The sequence below is a fragment of the Flavobacterium piscisymbiosum genome (genome assembly GCF_020905295.1).
Classification (GTDB): Bacteria; Bacteroidota; Bacteroidia; order Flavobacteriales; family Flavobacteriaceae; genus Flavobacterium; species Flavobacterium piscisymbiosum.
Map to the genome: position 1 here is coordinate 4,423,675 of NZ_JAJJMM010000001.1, position 19,816 is coordinate 4,443,490.

Annotated in this window: 15 protein-coding genes; 13 read left to right on the top strand and 2 right to left on the bottom strand. The window is 33.1% G+C overall.

Annotated elements, in window-relative coordinates:
- The first annotated feature begins 66 nt into the window (after positions 1–66).
- From LNP81_RS19045 to LNP81_RS19100, 12 genes are all read left to right on the top strand, one after another.
- On the top strand, positions 67–3,783 hold the full coding sequence (locus LNP81_RS19045) for a SusC/RagA family TonB-linked outer membrane protein (protein WP_230038563.1): 3,717 nt from the start codon (positions 67–69) through the stop codon (positions 3,781–3,783).
- 14 nt (positions 3,784–3,797) lie between these two features.
- The gene (locus LNP81_RS19050; protein WP_230038565.1) at positions 3,798–5,285 is read left to right on the top strand and encodes a RagB/SusD family nutrient uptake outer membrane protein; all 1,488 of its coding nucleotides are present in this window, start codon (positions 3,798–3,800) and stop codon (positions 5,283–5,285) included.
- 19 nt (positions 5,286–5,304) lie between these two features.
- Positions 5,305–6,162 carry a zinc-binding metallopeptidase gene (locus LNP81_RS19055; RefSeq protein ID WP_230038567.1) on the top strand — a complete coding sequence of 286 codons (858 nt, stop codon included), beginning with the start codon at positions 5,305–5,307 and terminating at the stop codon, positions 6,160–6,162.
- Positions 6,163–6,191: 29 nt separating this feature from the next.
- Positions 6,192–7,574, top strand: a complete 1,383-nt coding sequence (locus LNP81_RS19060) for a DUF4302 domain-containing protein (RefSeq protein ID WP_230038569.1) — start codon at positions 6,192–6,194, stop codon at positions 7,572–7,574.
- Between the two features lie 267 nt (positions 7,575–7,841).
- Positions 7,842–8,054 carry a hypothetical protein gene (locus LNP81_RS19065; RefSeq protein ID WP_230038571.1) on the top strand — a complete coding sequence of 71 codons (213 nt, stop codon included), beginning with the start codon at positions 7,842–7,844 and terminating at the stop codon, positions 8,052–8,054.
- A gap of 62 nt (positions 8,055–8,116) precedes the next feature.
- The gene (locus tag LNP81_RS19070) at positions 8,117–8,338 is read left to right on the top strand and encodes a hypothetical protein (protein WP_230038574.1); all 222 of its coding nucleotides are present in this window, start codon (positions 8,117–8,119) and stop codon (positions 8,336–8,338) included.
- Between the two features lie 277 nt (positions 8,339–8,615).
- Entirely contained in the window at positions 8,616–9,362 is a 747-nt protein-coding gene (fabG, locus tag LNP81_RS19075) for a 3-oxoacyl-[acyl-carrier-protein] reductase (protein WP_230038576.1), read from the top strand.
- A 67-nt stretch (positions 9,363–9,429) separates the two neighbouring features.
- Positions 9,430–11,457, top strand: coding sequence for a hypothetical protein (locus tag LNP81_RS19080; RefSeq protein WP_230038577.1), 2,028 nt, complete (start codon positions 9,430–9,432; stop codon positions 11,455–11,457).
- A gap of 66 nt (positions 11,458–11,523) precedes the next feature.
- Entirely contained in the window at positions 11,524–12,357 is an 834-nt protein-coding gene (locus LNP81_RS19085) for a DUF4846 domain-containing protein (RefSeq protein WP_230038579.1), read from the top strand.
- Positions 12,358–13,104: a M15 family metallopeptidase gene (locus LNP81_RS19090; RefSeq protein WP_230038581.1), complete on the top strand. Its 747-nt coding sequence runs from the start codon at positions 12,358–12,360 to the stop codon at positions 13,102–13,104. It begins immediately after the preceding gene.
- A 61-nt stretch (positions 13,105–13,165) separates the two neighbouring features.
- Positions 13,166–14,062, top strand: a complete 897-nt coding sequence (locus tag LNP81_RS19095; RefSeq protein WP_230038582.1) for a LysR family transcriptional regulator — start codon at positions 13,166–13,168, stop codon at positions 14,060–14,062.
- Between the two features lie 73 nt (positions 14,063–14,135).
- Positions 14,136–15,101 (top strand): YeiH family protein, encoded by a 966-nt coding sequence (locus LNP81_RS19100; protein ID WP_230038584.1) that lies wholly within the window; start codon positions 14,136–14,138, stop codon positions 15,099–15,101.
- A 10-nt stretch (positions 15,102–15,111) separates the two neighbouring features.
- Here the strand turns inward: LNP81_RS19100 and LNP81_RS19105 are convergent, their stop codons facing one another.
- A complete protein-coding gene (locus tag LNP81_RS19105) occupies positions 15,112–16,038 on the bottom strand; it encodes a hypothetical protein (RefSeq protein WP_230038586.1) in 927 nt (308 codons plus the stop codon).
- Positions 16,039–16,246: 208 nt separating this feature from the next.
- Between LNP81_RS19105 and LNP81_RS19110 the strand changes: the two genes are divergently transcribed.
- Positions 16,247–17,245, top strand: a complete 999-nt coding sequence (locus tag LNP81_RS19110) for a zinc dependent phospholipase C family protein (protein ID WP_230038588.1) — start codon at positions 16,247–16,249, stop codon at positions 17,243–17,245.
- A 351-nt stretch (positions 17,246–17,596) separates the two neighbouring features.
- Here LNP81_RS19110 and LNP81_RS19115 read toward each other — a convergent pair whose 3' ends face one another.
- Entirely contained in the window at positions 17,597–19,687 is a 2,091-nt protein-coding gene (locus tag LNP81_RS19115; RefSeq protein ID WP_230038590.1) for an LTA synthase family protein, read from the bottom strand.
- Between the last annotated feature and the right edge of the window lie 129 nt (positions 19,688–19,816).

Here is a 19,816-nt window from a genome sequence, read left to right on the forward strand (position 1 = left end):
AAAGAGCAATTCATTACGTTTCTTAAAATACACTCGAATCAGTATTAATCAAAACAATCCAAAATTATGAAAAAACCAGTTGTTAAACAACGATTACTCCATCGAATCATGAAAATAACACTATTTCAGTTTGTCTTGGCGCTTGTGTTTTCAAGTGTTGCAATGGCAAATGATGTAAGTGGACAAAAAAAACTAGATACCAAAGTCACTATAAATGTTGCTAATTTAACTTTAGACAATGCATTATCCAAGTTGGAAAAGTCTGCTCATGTAAAATTTTCGTACAACTCAAGATTGCCTCAGCTTACTCAAAAAGTAACTATAGACGCAAATGAGGAAGTACTATCAAGTATTCTAAACAGAATCTTAATACCTTTTAATATTACTTATACTGAAGTAAGCAACCAGATTGTTTTGCAAAAAAATGCAGCATCAGATTCTTTTGCAGGATTAGATGCAAGTAATTCTTTATTTGAAATATTAACTGCGGGACCAATCATTAAGGGTATTGTTACTGACGGTACTGGTAGCCCGTTACCTGGAGCTACTGTAATGGTAAAAGGAACAAAAAACGCAGTTCTTACCGATTTTGACGGAAGATTTACTATTGAAGTACCTAGCAACAGCGACAGACTTGTAATTTCTTATGTTGGAATGGAATCTAAAGAAATTGGAGTAGGAAACACTAATCCAACAATTGTTTTAAGTGAAGAAGGGCAAAACTTAAAAGAAGTGGTAGTTACAACAGGTTACGAAAAAACATCTAAAAGAACCTTTACAGGTGCGATCAGTAAAATTTCAGGTGCTGAATTAAAAGTTGACGGTGTTGTAGATGTAAGTAGAATGATCGAGGGTAAAGCCGCCGGGGTTACGGTACAAAATGTTACCGGATCTTTTGGTTCAACGCCTAAAATTACCGTACGTGGATCTTCTTCAATTTTTGGAGACACAAAACCTTTATGGGTTATTGACGGAGTGGTTCAGGAAGATATTATTAATGTTTCTTTTGCTGATTTGGCTTCGGGTAATTCAGCAACATTATTAAGTTCTGCTGTAGCAGGATTAAATGCTAATGACATTCAAAGTATTGAAATTCTTAAAGATGCATCAGCTACTTCAATCTATGGTTCAAGATCATTAAACGGAGTTGTTGTTGTTACAACAAAACAAGGTCGTAGGGATTCTCCTCTAAAAGTAAGTTATTCTGTAGAAAATACAGTGAGAACTGTCCCAAGTTACACACAATACGATATTTTAGATTCTCAGGAATCCATGAGTGTTTTTCAAGAAATGAGAGCCAAGGGGTACCTTACCCAAAGTTCATCATTGACAGCTAGATTTAGTGGTGTATACGGTATTTTGGCTAAAGAAATTAATCGTTATAACGAATCAAATGGCCAATTTGGTGTTAGAAATGAGCAACCGAATATCAATGAATTTTTGAAAAAATACGAATTAGCTAATACAGACTGGTTCAAAGTTTTATTTAGACCCTCTATTACACAAAATCACTCGTTAAGCTTTTCAGGTGGAGGAAAAAACAACTCCTTTTATGGCTCTTTAGGATATTACACAGATCCGGGATGGACTTTGGCGGATAATGTAAAACAATTGTCATCAAACTTAAAAGGTACATTTTATATCAACGACAGATTAAATATCACTTTGTCAACACTGGCTTCTGTTCGTGATCAGGAAGCTCCGGGTACTTATGAAAGTAAAAATGACGTTGTATTCGGTAAAGTTACTAGAGATTTCGATATTAACCCGTTTAACTATGTGTTAAGTACCAGCAGAACATTGAGACCTTATGACGAAAATGGTAATTATGAGTACTACCAAAACAATTGGGCTCCCATGAATATCTTAAAAGAATTGAAAAATAATACTATGGGGATAAAAGTGAACGATATTCGTTTTCAAGCAGACATAGATTATAAAATTAACAAACATTTAACGTACAACTTTACAGGTTCTGCCCGTTATGCGAATACATCAAGAGAGCACAAAATTTACGAAGGCTCAAATGTAGTAGGGGCATACAATGCAGGAGTTGGAGCCACTTTGAATACTCAAATTCAAAAAGACAATGTATTCTTATATCAAAATCCAAATGATTTAACGGCACCAAAAGTTTCAGTGTTGGAAAACGGAGGATTCTTGAGAAAATATACTAATGACATGACTTCATACAATGTTAGAAATAGTGTTACGTACAGAAATACATTTAACGTTAAACATGAACTTGAAGGCTTCTTTGGTACAGAGTTTAGATCAGTAGACAGAAACAATGACAACTTTACGGCTGCAGGAATTCAATACGAAAAAGGGCTTACTGCTTTTGTTGATCCTAGATTAATCGAGAAATTGATAAATGAAGGTAATTCTTATTATGATTTTGGAGCAGAGAGAGAGCGTACAGTTGGTTTCTTTGGAAAAGTAGGATACACTTACGATCGTCGTTATACAGCATCTATTACAGGTCGTTATGACGGATCAAACAGACAAGGTGATACTGGTTCTTCAAGATGGTTGCCTACCTATACAGTAAGTGGAAAATGGAATGTAAAGGAAGAAAACTTCATGAAAAATGTTGAATCTGTTAATACCTTAGCACTTAGGGCTTCATACGGTTTAACAGCAACAGCAGGCCCTGCAACAAATTCATTAGCTATTTATAAAAGTTTTATTACAAACCGTTTTAATACTAGTGACAGAGAAAATGCGATCAGAATTGAAGATTTGCAAAATGGAGATTTGACATGGGAAAAACAATATGAAACTAATATTGGTTTAGATCTTGGAATGTTCAGAAACAGAGTTCAGTTAACTACAGATGTTTACAGACGTAAAGCATTTGATCTTATTGATTATGTAATTACATCTGGAGTTGGTGGGCAAAGTGTTAAACAGGGAAATAATGCCGACATGGAAACTAAAGGTATTGAACTTGGTTTTACTACTCAAAATATTGTTTCAAAAGATTTTAAATGGTCTACCACATTGAATTTTTCTATTTACGATCAGAAAATTACAAAATTAGCCAATAAACCAGCTGTATTTGATTTAATCGCTGCAAATGGAGGAAATACTGTTGGGCATCCTAGAAATTCCTTGTATTCTTATCAATTTACTGGATTAAACAATGAAGGATTACCAACTTTCAAATTGCAAGATGGTGCTGCCAATAATATAACAGAAGCTGATTTTCAGGATACAAATGATGTTATGAAGTATTTGAAATATGAAGGATCGGTTGAACCTAATAAATCTATTGGTTTTGCTAATACCTTTACTTATAAAAGTTGGTCACTATATGTTTTCGTAGTTGGATCTGGAGGAAATAAAATAAGATTAAACCCTGTTTACAGCAACAAATACACTGATCAGACTGTTTTTACAAAAGAATTTGCTAACAGATGGATCAATCCAGGTGATGAAAACACTACAAATGTTCCAGTCATTGCAGATCAGTTGGTGAATAGAAATTACGGAGAAAGAGACTTACAAATCGCGTATAATACTTATAATTTTTCTGATGTAAGAATAGCAAGCGGTGATTTTGTGAGATTAAAGAATATTTCTCTTGGCTGGGAATTCCCAAGTGATTTTAAGAAAAAACTAGGAGTAAGCACTTTTAATTTGAAAGCATCAGCTGTTAACCCATGGTTAATTTATTCAGATAAAAACTTACACGGTCAGGATCCTGAGTTTCGTAATACAGGAGGGGTAGCTTTTCCTATTACATCACAATACACTTTTGCAATTAACCTTTCATTTTAACAATAAAATTAATTATGAAAAATATAAAAATAACACTGTCATTATTAATACTTCTTGGTGTTAGCAGTTGTGACGAATTTCTTTCAGAAGTACCAGACAACCGAACCATGATAGATACACCTGAAAAAATATCTGAATTGTTGGTTTCGGCTTATCCTAACAACTCTTATTTTGCAATTGGAGAAGTGATGTCAGATAATGTTTTCGACACAGAATTAAAACAGGCTTCGAATCTAAATAACGATCAGAGTTTTAACTGGGAAATGCACACTCAGATTGGATACGAAACTCAAAATGGATTTTGGACGGAATCGTATGCATCAATAGCGGCAGCAAATCAAGCTTTGGTTTCTATTGAAAAGCTAGGAAACCCTGCGAGTTTGAATCCTCAAAAAGGGGAAGCATTAATTGCTAGAGCTTACAATCACTTTATGCTGGTTTCTTTTTGGTCAAATCGTTACAATCCTGCTACAGCAGCAACGGATTTAGGTGTTCCTTACATTACTAAACCAGAAACTTCATTATTGGCTCAATATAAACGAAATACTGTTAAGGAAGTTTTCGATCTTATAGAGCAGGACATTACAGAAGGTCTGAAATATGTAACCAATAATTATAAAGAACCTAAGTTTCATTTCAATGTTGAAGCGGCTAAAGCTTTTGCATGTCGTTTTTATTTAATAAAAGGTGATTGGGATAAAGTACTGGAATATTCTGAAGGGATCGGCTCTAAACCTACAAGAATTAGAAACTGGACTGCTTTTAATGCAGTTCCTTTTGCTCTAATGTCTTTGGAATACTCTAAAGCAGAGCAAGAAACGAATTTATTGATCGATTACCCTAATTCTATTGCAAATAGAGCAGGTTCTTACAGATTTGCTCTTGCAGGAAATAGATCAGATGAGATATTAGGAAATCAGACAAATATGTGGAACAAACCTAATTTAATAAGAGCTCAGGGGCAGTATTATGGGGGCGTGATGGTTGTTGTTCCAAAACTTTATGAATATTTTAAAGTTACTAATATTACAGCAGGTATTGGAGAAGCTTTTACCGCTACCGTATTATTCAGTAATGATGAATTGTATCTGAATAGAATTGAAGCTTTAGTAATGAAAAATAGGATAGCAGAAGCTAATACAGAGTTAGGATTCTTTTTAGGGACCAGAACATCAGGATATAATGCTGCAACAGATTTAATGAATGAAACAGTTGTACAAGCCAAATATCCAGTAATTGCAAACGAGTTTACCCCATTCTATGCCTTAACTCCTCTTCAGGCTTCTTATATAAAAGCTATAGCTGAAGCAAAAAGAAAAGATTTTATACGTGAAGGGCTTAGATGGTTTGATATTAAACGATTTAATCTTGTTGTAACACACAATACTCTGGAGTTTGGTAAAATAATTCGTAATAACGTTTTAGAAAAAGACGATAAACGAAGAGCATTGCAGATCCCGCTTAGAGCTTCAGATAATGGTATTGAAAAAAATCCTAGATAATTTTTAATTATAATATAGTATGAAAATAGTAAAAACATATAAGGCAGCTTTAATAGCAGGAGTTTTGTTACTTGCTTCTTGTGCTCATGAAGACCAGCCAACAGAAAGCAGGTTAGATTTTTCGGTACCAACAAAAACTGATTTAGATAAATGGATTAGTACGAATTTTCTGGATCTTTATAACATAAATGTATATTATGAATGGGATCAAAACACAGTCGATAATACCAGATATTTATTCCCGCCAAAAGTCGAAAAAGTGCAGCCAGCAATGGAGGTCGTAAAGAAAATTTGGATTGATAGTTATACAACTATTGGTGGAGTAAATTTTGTAAAAAAGATAGCTCCCAGAGAGTTTGTTCTTGTTGGAGGTGTTAACTTAAATACAAACGGAACATTAACTTTAGGATTGGCAGAAGGTGGCCAAAGAATTACTCTTTTTCAAGTAGACAATCTAAATAAAAAGAGTAGAGCAAATGTTACACAATTTATTCATACTATTCAGCATGAATACGTTCATATCTTAAATCAGACTAAACCATTTGATGAGCAGGCCTGGTCTAAATTAACTCCTGTGGGTTATACTTCAACATGGTACACAGAACCAATTGCGACTTCGAGAAATTTAGGTTTTGTAACAAGTTATGCAAGATTAAACATTTATGAAGATTTTGCTGAAACTGCTGCTGCAATATTAACGAGCTCAAAAGCTGAATATGATGCAATCCTGGCGAGTGTTACAGATGCTACAGCTAAAGCAAATATTAAAGCAAAAGAGGCATTGGTCGTAAAATATTATAAAGATGCCTTTAATATAGATTTCTATGCATTAAGAGATCAAGCTCAAAAAAACACTGATGCCGTAGTAAATAACTAAGGATAATAAAATTTATAAAAATAAATATTATGAAAGCAATATATATATATAAGTATTTAATGATTTCTTTTATAGCCTTACTTCTGGTGTCTTGTACAAGTACAGAAGTAGATGCTAAATTTGATCAAAATGCTACAGAAAGATTAAGTGCTCGTCAAAAAGAATTAAACGACGTTTTACTTTCGTCTGCTGAAGGATGGAAAGCAGTCTATTACACAGATAGTACGCAATTAGGAGGCTGGACACATTTATTTAAATTTCTTCCAGAAGGAAAAGTAGATATGGCCTCTGATTTTACTTTAGGTACAGATACAGATACCAAAACCTACAGAAGTCAATATGAGATTCAAGCAGGAAGTACCGCAAGTTTAGTTTTTACAACAGGAAATAGAATTCATCTTTTGTCTGACGCTAATAACTATCCAACGTCGGCTCTTAAAGCAAAAGGGTATTTGGGAGATTTTCAGTTTTTTTATTATGGACAAAAAAATGGGGATATTATATTTAGAACCAATAGAAATGGGCATTTTCTTCGTTTTGTAAAAGCAACAGCGCAAGACTGGACAGATTTACCCAAAAACACTCCAGTCATTGATGGTTTAAGAGGTAATGCAGCAAGTCCGTTGTTTAGAATAATGGAAACTAATGACGGAGTTGCAACACATCAGTTTGATTTTGATTATAATCCGAATGCGCGTTTTGGTACGGCAACATCTTTAGATTTGGGTAGTCAAGAGGCTTATGATGTTGCATTTGCATTTACTCCGACTGGTGTTGTCTCAAAGCTTCCTGTAGTGGTTAAAGGGCAAAAATTAACAAATTTTTTATATGATAGTACTACTGCCAATTTTGTTGCCACAGGAACAAATGGGGTTAGCGCAACGATTAAGTTCAGGAATGAACCAACTAGACTAACTGAAGACTACAAATTATTAATGCCACAAAGCGGTAATAATGTATATGCTTACATCTATAGTATAACAAAAGCTGAATCTGCAAATTCGGCTCTATTTCTATCTTTACTAGCGAGTACTGAAGCTGCTGCTGGTACAGGTTTATTTATTAATAGAATACAACCATGGTTTAATAATGCTGACGGAACAAGTTATATAGAGTATAGATTCTCTACTGTAGCAAATCCAACTGTTGTAGCAGCTAGAGTTTATCATTATTTTACTATAAAGACAGATGCTACAGCTAAAACAGTTACTTTACAACCCGGTGTTTGGAAATCAACTGCGACTGCAGCTTCTCCAGCAATCGCTGCACCTGCATTTATGAAGGCGTTAGACGATCAATTTATGAATCCTAGTGGGCTTTATTTTGCCAGAACGCAAGTTTCGGGTTATACAGGTTATACATTAACAAGTACAACAACCCCTTTTAGATTGGTTTTATACTCATTTCAATAACATTTAAAAAAATAAGAAAGCAGTCCGTTTTGGACTGCTTTTTTACTATATAACTATTAGCATTTATTTTGAATACAAAAGCAACTCATTTTTCGAGTTGCTTTTTTTGTTTTACTTAATTGAGATAAAATCTTATAAAAATTTTTTTTAATAGAAGTTTTTTCGTATTTTTATTCTGAAGATCAGGTGGTTATATTTGATTTTCTGTCTGAAACTCAACAGATAAAAAAGGATTGAGATACAAAAACATCAAACAATTTAAACACTATGTTAAAAACAATTTTAAATTTTTCCGGAGTTAAAATGTTAAGTAAAGAGGAACAAATAAACATCCTAGGAAAAGGAGATTCTTATCAAGTTCCCAGATGTGATCGTTATGCACCACCAGGCTCAAATCCTGTTGATTACCCACATTATCCATGTGCTGATCCGCAGCCAGATTGCAGGATTACAATTGACGGCACTGTAATTTGCGGTTAAAACAAAGATTAAAAAATAAAAAAATAATTGAATACATATAAACATTAAACAACCTAATTATTATGTTAAAAACAATTTTAAATTTTGAAGGAGTTGAAGTTCTAAGCAGAGAAGAACAAAAGAGTTTAATTGGTGGTAGTTATCGCGGGCCAGATCAGCATATCTGCACAACACCTTGTGCAATGATTATTTCTCCAAATAATCCATGTTTTATAGATGGTTGCGAAACTATTCCTTTTCCGGATACAGACCCATTTGTAGGGCCTATTCAAATTGTAGGATAAAAAATAAAATAAAAAGCATAATAGAATTACCAGTAGAAAATCACTACTGGTTTTTTTGTTTTTATTAGAATTATCGATAATTGGTCGTTATCTCTTAAATTTGAAATTTAAATGAATTGCAAATGTAATTTTTTTAAAAAAAGAATTATCATATATTTGACAAGTCATTCATAGCCCTGATAGAAATGGAAATCCTTTTGTTTTTTTCTTTAAAAAACAAAAGATTGAAATGGATAGCAGGATTAGCTACAAATAAATATTAAAATTAATTTTGAATATGAAATTACTAGAAGGAAAAGTTGCCATTATTACAGGTGCTAGCCGTGGAATTGGAAGAGGAATTGCCGAAGTTTTCGCTAAACATGGTGCAAATGTTGCATTTACATACAGCTCGTCTGTAGAGTCTGCACAGGCTTTAGAGGCTGAGTTAAATGGTTTAGGAATTAAAGCAAAAGGATACCAATCGAATGCAGCCGATTTTAATGAAGCGCAAACTTTTGTTGATGCTGTTTTAGCTGATTTTGGAACAGTAGATATCTTAATAAACAACGCCGGAATTACAAAAGATAATTTGTTGATGCGTATGTCTGAAGCTGATTTTGATCAGGTTATAGATGTAAACCTGAAGTCAGTATTTAATATGACAAAAGCAATTCAGAAAACTTTTCTAAAACAACGTGCTGGTTCTATAATCAATATTAGTTCTGTAGTAGGAGTTTCAGGAAATGCAGGACAAACAAATTACGCAGCTTCTAAAGCAGGTGCAATTGGTTTTACAAAATCTGTTGCATTAGAGTTAGGGTCTCGTAATATTCGTTGCAATGCAATTGCTCCGGGATTTATTGAAACCGAAATGACAGCAAAATTAAGCGAAGATGTAGTAAAAGGATGGAGAGAAGGAATTCCGTTAAAACGTGGCGGAACTGCTGAGGACGTTGCAAATGCTTGTCTTTTCCTTGCTTCTGATATGAGTGCTTACGTTACCGGGCAAGTACTTAATGTTTGCGGAGGAATGTTAACCTAAGAATAAATCCCAGTTTAAGTTTTCAGTAGCACTGATTACTGAAAACTGTCACTGAAAACTATAAAATATGACTACAAACACGATTCTATTATTATTACTTTCTTTAGTAATAGCGGGTGGGTTATCGTATTTTCAATATTTTTTTAAAGCCAAAAACAAATCCAGTGTGGTTTTGTTTTTGGCTTTTTTACGTTTTTTAGCCATTTTTGGGTTATTGATTTTGCTAATAAACCCAATAGTAACTAAAAATTCGCTTCAAATAACCAAAACCCCTTTAGCGATTGCAGTCGATAATTCGAGCTCGATTTCCGTTTTAAAATCTGATAAAAAAGCTGAAGAACTTTATCAAAAAATAATTTCGAATCCAGCTCTTAAAGAAAAGTTCGAAATTCAGTCCTATCAGTTTGATGCTGATTTCAAGCCTTCGGACAAATTTGATTTTAAAGGAAAACAAACCAATCTTGACGAAGTCGCGAAGAATCTTAAAAGCATTAATAAAAATCTGATCTTCCCAACGGTTATTATTACCGACGGAAATCAAACTACAGGAAACGATTATGTATATCGTTTTGATCCTGTTAATAAAGTTTATCCTTTGGTTGTGGGAGATACAACTACGTTTCTTGATCTTAAAATCAATCAGCTTAACGTAAACAAATACGCTTTTCATAAAAATAAATTTCCTGTAGAAGTTTTTCTGCAATATTCAGGAGATAAAAATGCAAATGCCGATTTTACAATTTCGCAGGGAAATACTGTTGTAGCCAAAGAGAAAGTTTCTTTTTCGGCATCAAAAAAAACAGCCACTTTAAACTTGCTTTTGCCTGCCGACAAAGTAGGATTGCAAATTTTTAAAGCAAGTATTTCATCAGGTTCAAAAGAAAAAAACAGTTACAATAATACCAAGAATTTTGCCGTTGAAGTTATCGATCAAAAGTCAACTATTGCAATCGTTTCGGCTATAAATCATCCCGATATTGCGGCATTGAAACGATCGATAGAAGTTAATGCACAACGTAAAGTAATATTGGTTAAACCAAATGATATTAATCAGTTACAAGAAGTTTCGGTTTTAGTTTTATATCAGCCAACATCGGCTTTTAAAGCTATTTTTGATAATAACAAATTAGCTGGAACAAATACCTTTATCATTACCGGAAACAACACCGATTTTAATTTTCTAAACCAACAACAAAATAGTCTGGTGTTTAAAATGAGCGGACAAAGAGAAGATTATTTATCAGAGTTTCAATCGCAGTTTAATCTTTTTGCAATAGAAAATATTGGTTTTGAAAATTTTCCTCCGCTGCAAAATTTATTCGGAACTATTACAACAAACGGAAATGTATCTGTTTTACTTTCATCCAAAATAAGAAACGTTGCTACAAATGCGCCTTTATTGGCTTTCGCCGAAAACCAAGGCAAGAGAACTGCTTTTCTTTTAGGAGAAAATAGCTGGAAATGGCGTTTGCAAAGTCATATCGACAATCAGTCGTTTGAGAAATATGATGTTTTTATAGACAAAATCATTCAGTATCTTGCTTCGACAACCTCAAGAAAATCACTAGTAGTAACGCACGAAAGCTTTTATAATTCAGGAGAAGCAATTGTAATTAATGCACAATACTTCAATAAAAATTACGAGTTCGACGAAAAAGCCAATCTTACCATTACAGTTACAAATACCGAAACGAAGCAGGCTAAAAACTACGATCTATTAAAAGGAAATAATTCATTCTCAGTAAACTTAGACGGATTAGCGACAGGAAAATATAATTTTACAGTAAAAGAATTAAATACAAATACGTCTTATTCAGGTCATTTTGAAATTTTGGATTTTGATATCGAAAAGCAATTTGTAAATCCAGATGTTGTGAAACTAAAGCAATTAGCCCTGCAAACCAACGGAAAAGCTTTCTTCGAAGATCAGGCCGATGATTTGATTGAACAACTTTTAGAAAACAAAGATTACAAATCAATAGAGAAAAATGTCTCCACCAAAACACCTTTAATTGATTGGGTTTGGTTGCTGATTTTGATTGCTATTGTATTAACTACAGAATGGTTTATTAGAAAATACAATGGATTGTTGTAATCGAAATATAATCTAATTCCTTCTAGCCTTTTGTAATCTTGTGGTTATGAATTAAAAGTCCAAATTATGAAAGTTAAATTCTTGTTTATTGTAGCAATTTCGATAGTGTTTTTTTGTTTTTTTTCATTTTCAAAGACAAATAATACTAACAAAAGCAATCTTTGGGGAAACACGATTCAGCAACGTTTCCAACTACCTCAGGGATATGTGAGAGAAGAGGAATCTAAAGGTTCGTTTGCATTTTTTTTGCGAAATATTCCATTAAAACCTTTAGGTTCAGATGTTTTGTATTTTGATGGAACTATAAAATCAAATCGAAACGTTTATGAAGCAGTTGTGGATTTACCCATTGGGAAACAGGATTTGCATCAATGTGCTGATGCCGTGATGCGTTTGCGAGCGGATTATTTTTATAGCCAAAAACAGTACGATAAAATACATTTTAATTTCACAAATGGTTTTCGTGTTGATTTTAGCAAATGGGTCGAAGGTTACAGAATTGCAATTAAAGGCAACAAAACCAGTTGGGTTAAAACTTCAAAACCATCTGACAGTTATCAAACCTATTGGAAATATTTAGAGACGGTTTTTATGTACGCAGGAACTGCTTCTTTAGAAAAAGAACTGAAATCAATTAATGCTTTAGACATAAAAATTGGAGATGTTTTTATAAAAGGAGGCTTTCCAGGTCACGCTGTTATTGTTGTTGATGTAGCTGTGAATCCAAAAAACAACCAAAAAATTATGCTTTTAGCACAAAGCTATATGCCAGCACAGGAAATTCAAATATTGAAAAATCCAAATAATAGTTCGTTGAGTCCTTGGTACGCTGTCGATTTCGGAACCTCTCTCAAAACACCCGAATGGACTTTTAGTTCTTCACAATTAAAACGTTTTTAAATGAAACGATTCCTTTTTTTATTCCTTATATTTCAAAATGTTTTTTCTCAAGAAATTCCATTGAATATTCAAAAATTAATGAAAGCATACCCGGATCAAGTTGTTGGTTTTAAGGATAATAAAATTATTTTTAGTGATAAATCAAATTTGATTTATGATGATTTTAAAAATAAAACGAATCAAGAATTGTTAGAAAATCCAGATATTGAGGATCAATTTAGGTTTGTTTATAACAAAGCAAATAAGAATTTAATTCCAAAGGATGATGCAGGAAGAATTCGAAATGAAGCTTTTTTTAAGAAAATTTACGGAAATTCAAAATCAGAAGTTGAATCAAAAATGACTGAAATTATTTGGTGCCCAAAATTAGTCAATCAAAAAATAAAAGTAACAACCGTAAATGGAATTGATAAAATTGTAAAAAAACTCTCGGCAGAATTAGATAATAATCCAGAATTTAAAAAATATATTAATGATATTGGAGGTACATTTAGTTGGAGAAAAATTTCAGGAACAAACCGATTGAGTATGCATAGTTATGGAATGACTATAGATATTAATGTCAAAAATTCCAATTATTGGCAATGGGATTGTAAATGTAAAAATGAAGAATCTAATCTTTCATATAGAAATCAAATTCCCCTGAAGCTAGTTTCAATTTTTGAAAAATACGGCTTTATTTGGGGAGGAAATTGGAAACATTATGACACAATGCATTTTGAGTATCGACCTGAACTTTTTTTATAAATTATTTTATTCCAAGAAATATTGTGCAGGAAAGTGGATTACGAATTAAAAATTTATGATTATGGATTTTAGGCTAAAAGTATTTTCTGCTGTTGCAAATAGGCTGAGCTTTACTAAAGCGGCTACGGAACTATATATTTCGCAGCCAGCGGTTTCTAAACACATTCAGGAACTTGAAGAAACCTATAAAACCAAACTTTTCGAACGCAATGGCTCTAAAATCGCCTTAACTCCAGCCGGAGAAATTCTGCTAAAACATACCAAAAACATCTTCGAAATCTATCGCGAAATCGACTTTGATATGAGTTCATTTATCAACGAACGTCAGGGATTATTAAGGTTAGGAGCAAGTACAACAATTTCGCAATATATTATTTCTCCAGTTTTAGCACGTTTTCATCAAAAACAGCAAGAAATCAAAGTCAATTTGTTGAACGGAAATACAGAACAAATCGAAAATGCATTAATCAATAAAGAAATCGAAATAGGAATTGTCGAAGGACAATCAAAAAATCAATCCATAAAATATATTCCGTTTTTAAAAGACGAATTGGTTTTAGTTTGCAATACCGAAAATCCTTTGGTAAAACAAAACGAAATCTCCCTTGAAGATTTAAAAGCAATGAAATTCATAACACGAGAACGTGGTTCAGGAACACTTGAAGTTATTGAATTTGCTTTAAAACAAGTTGATGTGAAAATTACCGATTTGCAAATCGAAATGCGATTAGGATCTACAGAAAGCATAAAATCGTATTTGCTAAACTCAGATTGTTTTGCCTTTATGTCAATACACGCGGTAGATAAAGAGCTTAAAAATAATGAGTTGATTGTTTTAGATGTAGAGAACTTATCAATAGAAAGGTATTTTTATATCATCACTTTATTAGGTAAGCCTGATTCTTTATCAGAGCTGTTCATTCAAAATATTGCCACTTATTATAACTTAGGGTTATAGACGATTGCAATTTACGATTGGTGATTACCGTATAAAGGGCAGACCTTTGTAAGGAAATATCAAATTCCTTATTTTGAAAACGAAACAACATACCGCATCACATTTATTCGAAATTAATCTTTATCTGCAACAAGCGATTTTTGCCTTAATAATTGTATTGTGTTTATTTTCGATTATTTCTCCGCCAATCGCCTTATTGTTAGGTGTTGTTATGGTAAATGTTTTCGGGAATCCATTTGTAGCATTCAACCACATTGCGATTACATATTTATTACAATTCTCAGTAATTGGTTTAGGCTTCGGAATGAACGCCACAGCAGCAATTTCAGCCGGAAAAGAAGGTTTTTTGCTTACAATATTCTCAATTTTCAGTACATTGATAATAGGAACATTTTTAGGAAAATGGCTTAAAACCGATAAAAAAACATCGCATTTAATCTCGTGCGGAACAGCCATTTGTGGCGGAAGTGCTATTGCAGCGATTTCTCCCGTAATCAAATCAAACGAAAATCAGACCTCAATAGCTTTGGGAGTTATTTTTATTCTCAATTCAATCGCATTATTTGTTTTCCCGTTTATTGGGCATCAGCTCGATTTGTCTCAAAAAGAATTTGGTTTATGGTGTGCCATTGCCATTCACGACACGAGTTCAGTTGTAGGCGCGGCCAATAAATATGGAGCCGAAGCCTTGCAAATTGCCACAACCGTAAAACTGGCAAGAGCATTATGGATCATTCCAATTTCGCTTTTAACAGCTTTTATTTTTAAAAATAAATCTCAAAAAATTAAGATTCCGTATTTTATTGGTCTGTTTATTTTAGCCATGCTTTTTAATTCTTATGTACCGCAAACTGCTGTTATTGCGCCATATATTGTTAATATCGCCAAAATTGGTTTAACAATCACTTTGTTTTTAATAGGAGCAACTTTAAATATAAATACCTTAAAAGCAGTAGGAGTAAAGCCTTTACTTCAGGGAGTTTTCCTTTGGATATTTATTGCAGGTTTAGGTTTGGCATCGATTTTATATCTGAACTAAATAATAAAATTTATTTTACATTGGTAAACTTCACAATTGGCTTGTCGATCATTTTGTAAAATTTACCTTTAAATGAAAAGCGTTTTTCAATCTCAAAATTAAATTGTTTTTTTGATTTCGCCATTGCAGCTATTTCTTCGGGCGGATCTGCCTCAAATTCGTCATTCGCTTTCGCTGCCTTGCTAAACGTGCCATTTGTTTTTATAATAATATCTCTAAAATGTTTCTTACCGTTATCATTTACAACTTTATACGAGCTCGACCATTTTAAACTTGCCACATTGGTAAGTTGATAGTTGTTAACCTCCATAATAGGCTGATATTTACCGTCAAGTCCGGCAATAAGATAAAGAGTTCCTTCAAAAGGTCCGCCGCCGCCGCCATTTACATGCAATAAGGTAAAAGCATATTGGTCTTCGCCAATTTCTACAAGCTTAGGTTTTGGAGCCTGAGCAAAAGCACCGAAAGCAGCAACTCCGGGCTGAAAAGATCTCATTTGCCAAACATTATCTTTTTTTGCAAATTTAGCAACACCTACAAGACCACCGGAAAATCTTCCTGTTTGCAGTCCGTCCTCATCATAATAGGAATGGTTAAAAAACAACAACCTGAATTCATTTCCCTTAGAGTCTTTATAAGCGATATTGTCAAGGATTCTCGTCGCAACACCTCTTTCATAAGGGAACATTTGGTCGCCTTCAACGCCATTAACATCAGTATAAGCAACAGGTTTGCAGTTTTTGCACTTCCAGCTTAAAAAAGTATTGTTGTCAGAAAGGTTATAAAGTTTGCCGGGAAAAAGCTTTTGCAAAGCTTTTAATCCATCAAAAGGATCCGCGAACTGCAACGTTCTTTTAGTATTTAAGATTGTATCATTAATATTTTTAAGTTGCACAATGTCTTGATCCTGAGCGGTACAAATAGTAGTAAATAACAAAAAAAGAATGCTAAAACGAATCAGGCGCATAGTTTAAGATTAAAATTTAGAATAAAAAACAAAACGAATTTACAAAGAAACTTTTAATATAAACTTATGTCAGTAGAATGGTTTAAAAATTAAAAGAAATTAAATTATCACAATAATTAGCACTATTGTTTTAAATTATCTTTAAATGAGATAAATTTGCATCCTCAAATAAAAACAAATGAAAAACTTTAAAATGAAACCGTTGTTAATCGCAATATTTGCATCAGCAATTGGTTTTTTGACATTATCATGGGGAATCGTTGGCCATGAGCGTATTAATAAAGCTGCAGTAATGGCCTTGCCACAGTCGCTACAGGTATTTTTTTACAATCATATCGATTTTATTACCCAGGAAGCTTCTGTGCCGGATATTCGAAAATATGCTTTAAACTATAAAGATGAGAATCCAAGGCATTATTTCGACATGGAAAATTTTGGAGCCGTAGACAGTATTCCGCAGACTTTAGAAGCTGCAAAGAAAAAATACGATGCTAAATTCCTGAATGATAATGGTATTTTACCTTGGTATATCGAAGATATGATGGTAAAATTAACCAAAGCTTTCAAAGATAAAAACAGAGCAGAAATCTTGTTTCTTGCTGCAGACTTAGGACATTATATAGGCGATGCGCACATGCCATTGCATACTTCTGCCAATCATGACGGTCAATTAAGTGATCAAAAAGGAATTCATTCACTTTGGGAAAGTAGATTACCTGAATTGTTTGCTAAAAATTACAAATTAAACGTTCCTCAGGCTCAATATTATCAGGATGTTCATAAGGCAACCTGGGACATGATCAATGATACACATAGTTTAGCTCAACCGTTATTAGACATCGACAAAAAACTAAGAACAGGTACTCCGGAAGGTCAGGTTTTTAAAATGGACGCTGAAGGAAAAGTGCTAAAAAGCAAATATAACACAGCTGTTTTCTCTGATGAATATGCTAAAAAATTACACGAACAATTAAACGGAATGGTAGAAAGCCAAATGAGAAAAGCCATTACTGCTACAGCAAGTTTTTGGTATACTGCATGGGTAAATGCCGGAAAACCTGATTTAAGTGATTTAGATGCGCCATCGGTTACACAAAGAAACTACCAATTTTTAAGAGACGATTTAAAGTTATTCCAACAAGGAAACTTATTCGGAATGAAAAATCAAAACGACTAAGACAGTTTTCAGTCTCAGTTTTCAGATCAAAAGCCTCAGATTCATTTGAATTTGAGGCTTTTTTAATGTTTTATATAAGCAAAGTTGAAGTTTTAGGAGCTATTTCCTGCTATACGCTTGTATCTTTTATTTTTTTCTAAAGAAAAAAAATAAAAGGATACCGCTTCTATCAGGGCTATGGCACTCGTTTTCATAAGATATTTAATTTTAAACCAAGAGATAAAAACAGGCATTATAAAAAAATAAAACCAGCGTAAATCAGTTAAATCCGTATCATCCGCGTGCCATCACCAATTTTGGAATTTACTCGAGGCTTTTAGAATTTAAATTTTGGAATTTTTTAAGTTCAATTTACTTTTGATATTTCTTACTTTTCAACATATCCGAAGCTGTCTGGTAAAAAGAAATCGTTTCATTTACCAAATCAGTTCTTTCCTTTTTCATGCATTTTTCACTATACTCAATTTGATATTCAGGTGCGATTCCTGGTTTTGAGTTCACTTGCAAATCAAATTGTTTCACTTGCTGTTTAGGCGATAAAATCGTTAGAACATTATCTTTTATCAATCCCAGATCCTGATAAGTCGCAATAAAAGCGCGTGGTTTGTAATCCGGTTTCAAAACGTCCTGACCAAAAAACTTACTTTCATAACTAAAATGCAATAAACCAAAAAGCGTTGGCATAAGATCAATTTGCGACATCAGCTTATTACATTTTTCAGGTTGAGCTGTTGGGTCATAAATAAAAGCCGGAATTCTGTACTTGTCTAACGGAAGTTGTGTTTTACCTGCGCTCGACGCGCAATGATCTGCAACAATAACAAAAACAGTATTCTTAAACCAAGGTTGTTTGCTCGCCATTGCAAAGAATTTTTTTAGCGAATAATCAGTATATTTTACACCGCCATCACGTGATTTTATATCTCCCGGAATATCAATTTTATTATTTGGGTAGGTAAAAGGCCTGTGATTGCTCACTGTCATAATATGATTAAAGAAAGGTTTGTTTTCCTTCGCTTCGGCATTCATTACCTTAATTGCTTTGTTGTACATGTCCTCATCACAAACTCCCCAAACATTCTCGAAAGTAACTTCTTCAGGAGAAAAACTAGATTTGTCTACAATCTCATAACCATTTCCGGAATAGAAATCCTGCATGTTATCAAAAAAAGCATCTCCGCCATACATGAATTTTACATTGTAATTGCGTTTTTTGAAAATAGCTCCAGTCGAAAATTTGTTTTTATTGTCTTCTCTTTTCAAAACACTTTCGCCGGCAGTTGGAGGCAAACAAAGTGTAACTGCTTCAAGCCCGCGAACGGTTCTGTTTCCGGCAGCATAAAGATTGGTAAATTGCAAACTTTTTTGAGCCAAACTATCCAGAAAAGGTGTTATATTTTGTTGATTCCCATAAGCTTTCATGTATTCAGCACTTAAACTTTCTATTGTAATCAATACCACATTTTTATGATTTTCAATAGAATCGCTTGTTATAGAACGAGTGGTGTTTTCGCCTGAGATAGCCGGATATTGTTGTTTTAGTAAAGTATAAGCTTCTTTATTTGATAGCGTTTTATAAAATTTGAAGTAATCTAATTTGTTATTTTCAAAAGCCAAATAAAATTTATACAATCCGTTAGCTTGTAATTCATTAACAAAAACATTTCTGGAATTTTCTGTTTTTGCTAAGGACGGAATAGCAATTAGTGAGATTAAAAATAGACCAATATAAAGCACGGAAATTTTCAATTTCTCAACTAAAGAAGGAATAGCATCAATATAATTTCTGGATCTTTTTAAAATAAAATAAGTAATAATCGCCGTTACCAGAAACAAAACAGAAAATATAGGAATCACAGGATAAGATTGCATAATATTACCGATAACTTCATTGGTGTAAATCAGATAATTAACAGCAATGAAATTGTATTTTACCCCAAACTCATTCCAGAAGAAGTATTCGCTTATTCCGTTTTGCAGGATTAGTAAAACATATAGGAAAATGACAAAAGCAAATAACCAATACCTGATTTTGTCCCTTAGTTCTGGAAGAAAAAGCAGCAAAGCAAAAAGCCCCGTTTTAATTCCGATAAAAATTAAAATAATTCTTGGCAAAGCACCTCCGTATTCATCAAAAATACTTTTTCCTGATGCGACATAAAGAAACAGCGCAACAAAAATACCCAGAATAATATAGCCTGATGGTTTGTTGTATTTAGCATTAGAAATAAAAATCAAATACAGCCATAAAAAAACACTTGCCACTATAAAAGTGAATATATCTGAAATAAATCCTAAACAAAAGATTTTCAGGCTCTCAAGAATCGTAAAAGAACTTTGTGTTATTGGATGAAATAATAAGATGATTCTTAATATAAAACTGATGATACAATAAAATAACGCTAGATTGTAAAAAGGAGAAAGCTTCTTATAAAAAGTCATGTGATAATTTTTTTACAAAATTAATTCTCATTCATTAGTTCCAGATGAAGTTATGCTTTAACCTTGCTTAGTGTTAACTTAATGTTTTCTTAAGATGATGTTTTTTAGGTATTCTCATGATTTTAAGCA

What these genes read in the sequence shown, in the direction of transcription:
- LNP81_RS19045 (WP_230038563.1), top strand. Translation starts at nt 67, where the DNA reads ATGAAAAAACCAGTTGTTAAACAACGATTACTCCATCGAATCATGAAA.
- LNP81_RS19050 (WP_230038565.1), top strand. Translation starts at nt 3,798, where the DNA reads ATGAAAAATATAAAAATAACACTGTCATTATTAATACTTCTTGGTGTT.
- LNP81_RS19055 (WP_230038567.1), top strand. Translation starts at nt 5,305, where the DNA reads ATGAAAATAGTAAAAACATATAAGGCAGCTTTAATAGCAGGAGTTTTG.
- LNP81_RS19060 (WP_230038569.1), top strand. Translation starts at nt 6,192, where the DNA reads ATGAAAGCAATATATATATATAAGTATTTAATGATTTCTTTTATAGCC.
- LNP81_RS19065 (WP_230038571.1), top strand. Translation starts at nt 7,842, where the DNA reads ATGTTAAAAACAATTTTAAATTTTTCCGGAGTTAAAATGTTAAGTAAA.
- LNP81_RS19070 (WP_230038574.1), top strand. Translation starts at nt 8,117, where the DNA reads ATGTTAAAAACAATTTTAAATTTTGAAGGAGTTGAAGTTCTAAGCAGA.
- fabG (WP_230038576.1), top strand. Translation starts at nt 8,616, where the DNA reads ATGAAATTACTAGAAGGAAAAGTTGCCATTATTACAGGTGCTAGCCGT.
- LNP81_RS19080 (WP_230038577.1), top strand. Translation starts at nt 9,430, where the DNA reads ATGACTACAAACACGATTCTATTATTATTACTTTCTTTAGTAATAGCG.
- LNP81_RS19085 (WP_230038579.1), top strand. Translation starts at nt 11,524, where the DNA reads ATGAAAGTTAAATTCTTGTTTATTGTAGCAATTTCGATAGTGTTTTTT.
- LNP81_RS19090 (WP_230038581.1), top strand. Translation starts at nt 12,358, where the DNA reads ATGAAACGATTCCTTTTTTTATTCCTTATATTTCAAAATGTTTTTTCT.
- LNP81_RS19095 (WP_230038582.1), top strand. Translation starts at nt 13,166, where the DNA reads ATGGATTTTAGGCTAAAAGTATTTTCTGCTGTTGCAAATAGGCTGAGC.
- LNP81_RS19110 (WP_230038588.1), top strand. Translation starts at nt 16,247, where the DNA reads ATGAAAAACTTTAAAATGAAACCGTTGTTAATCGCAATATTTGCATCA.
- LNP81_RS19115 (WP_230038590.1), bottom strand. Translation starts at nt 19,687, where the DNA reads ATGACTTTTTATAAGAAGCTTTCTCCTTTTTACAATCTAGCGTTATTT.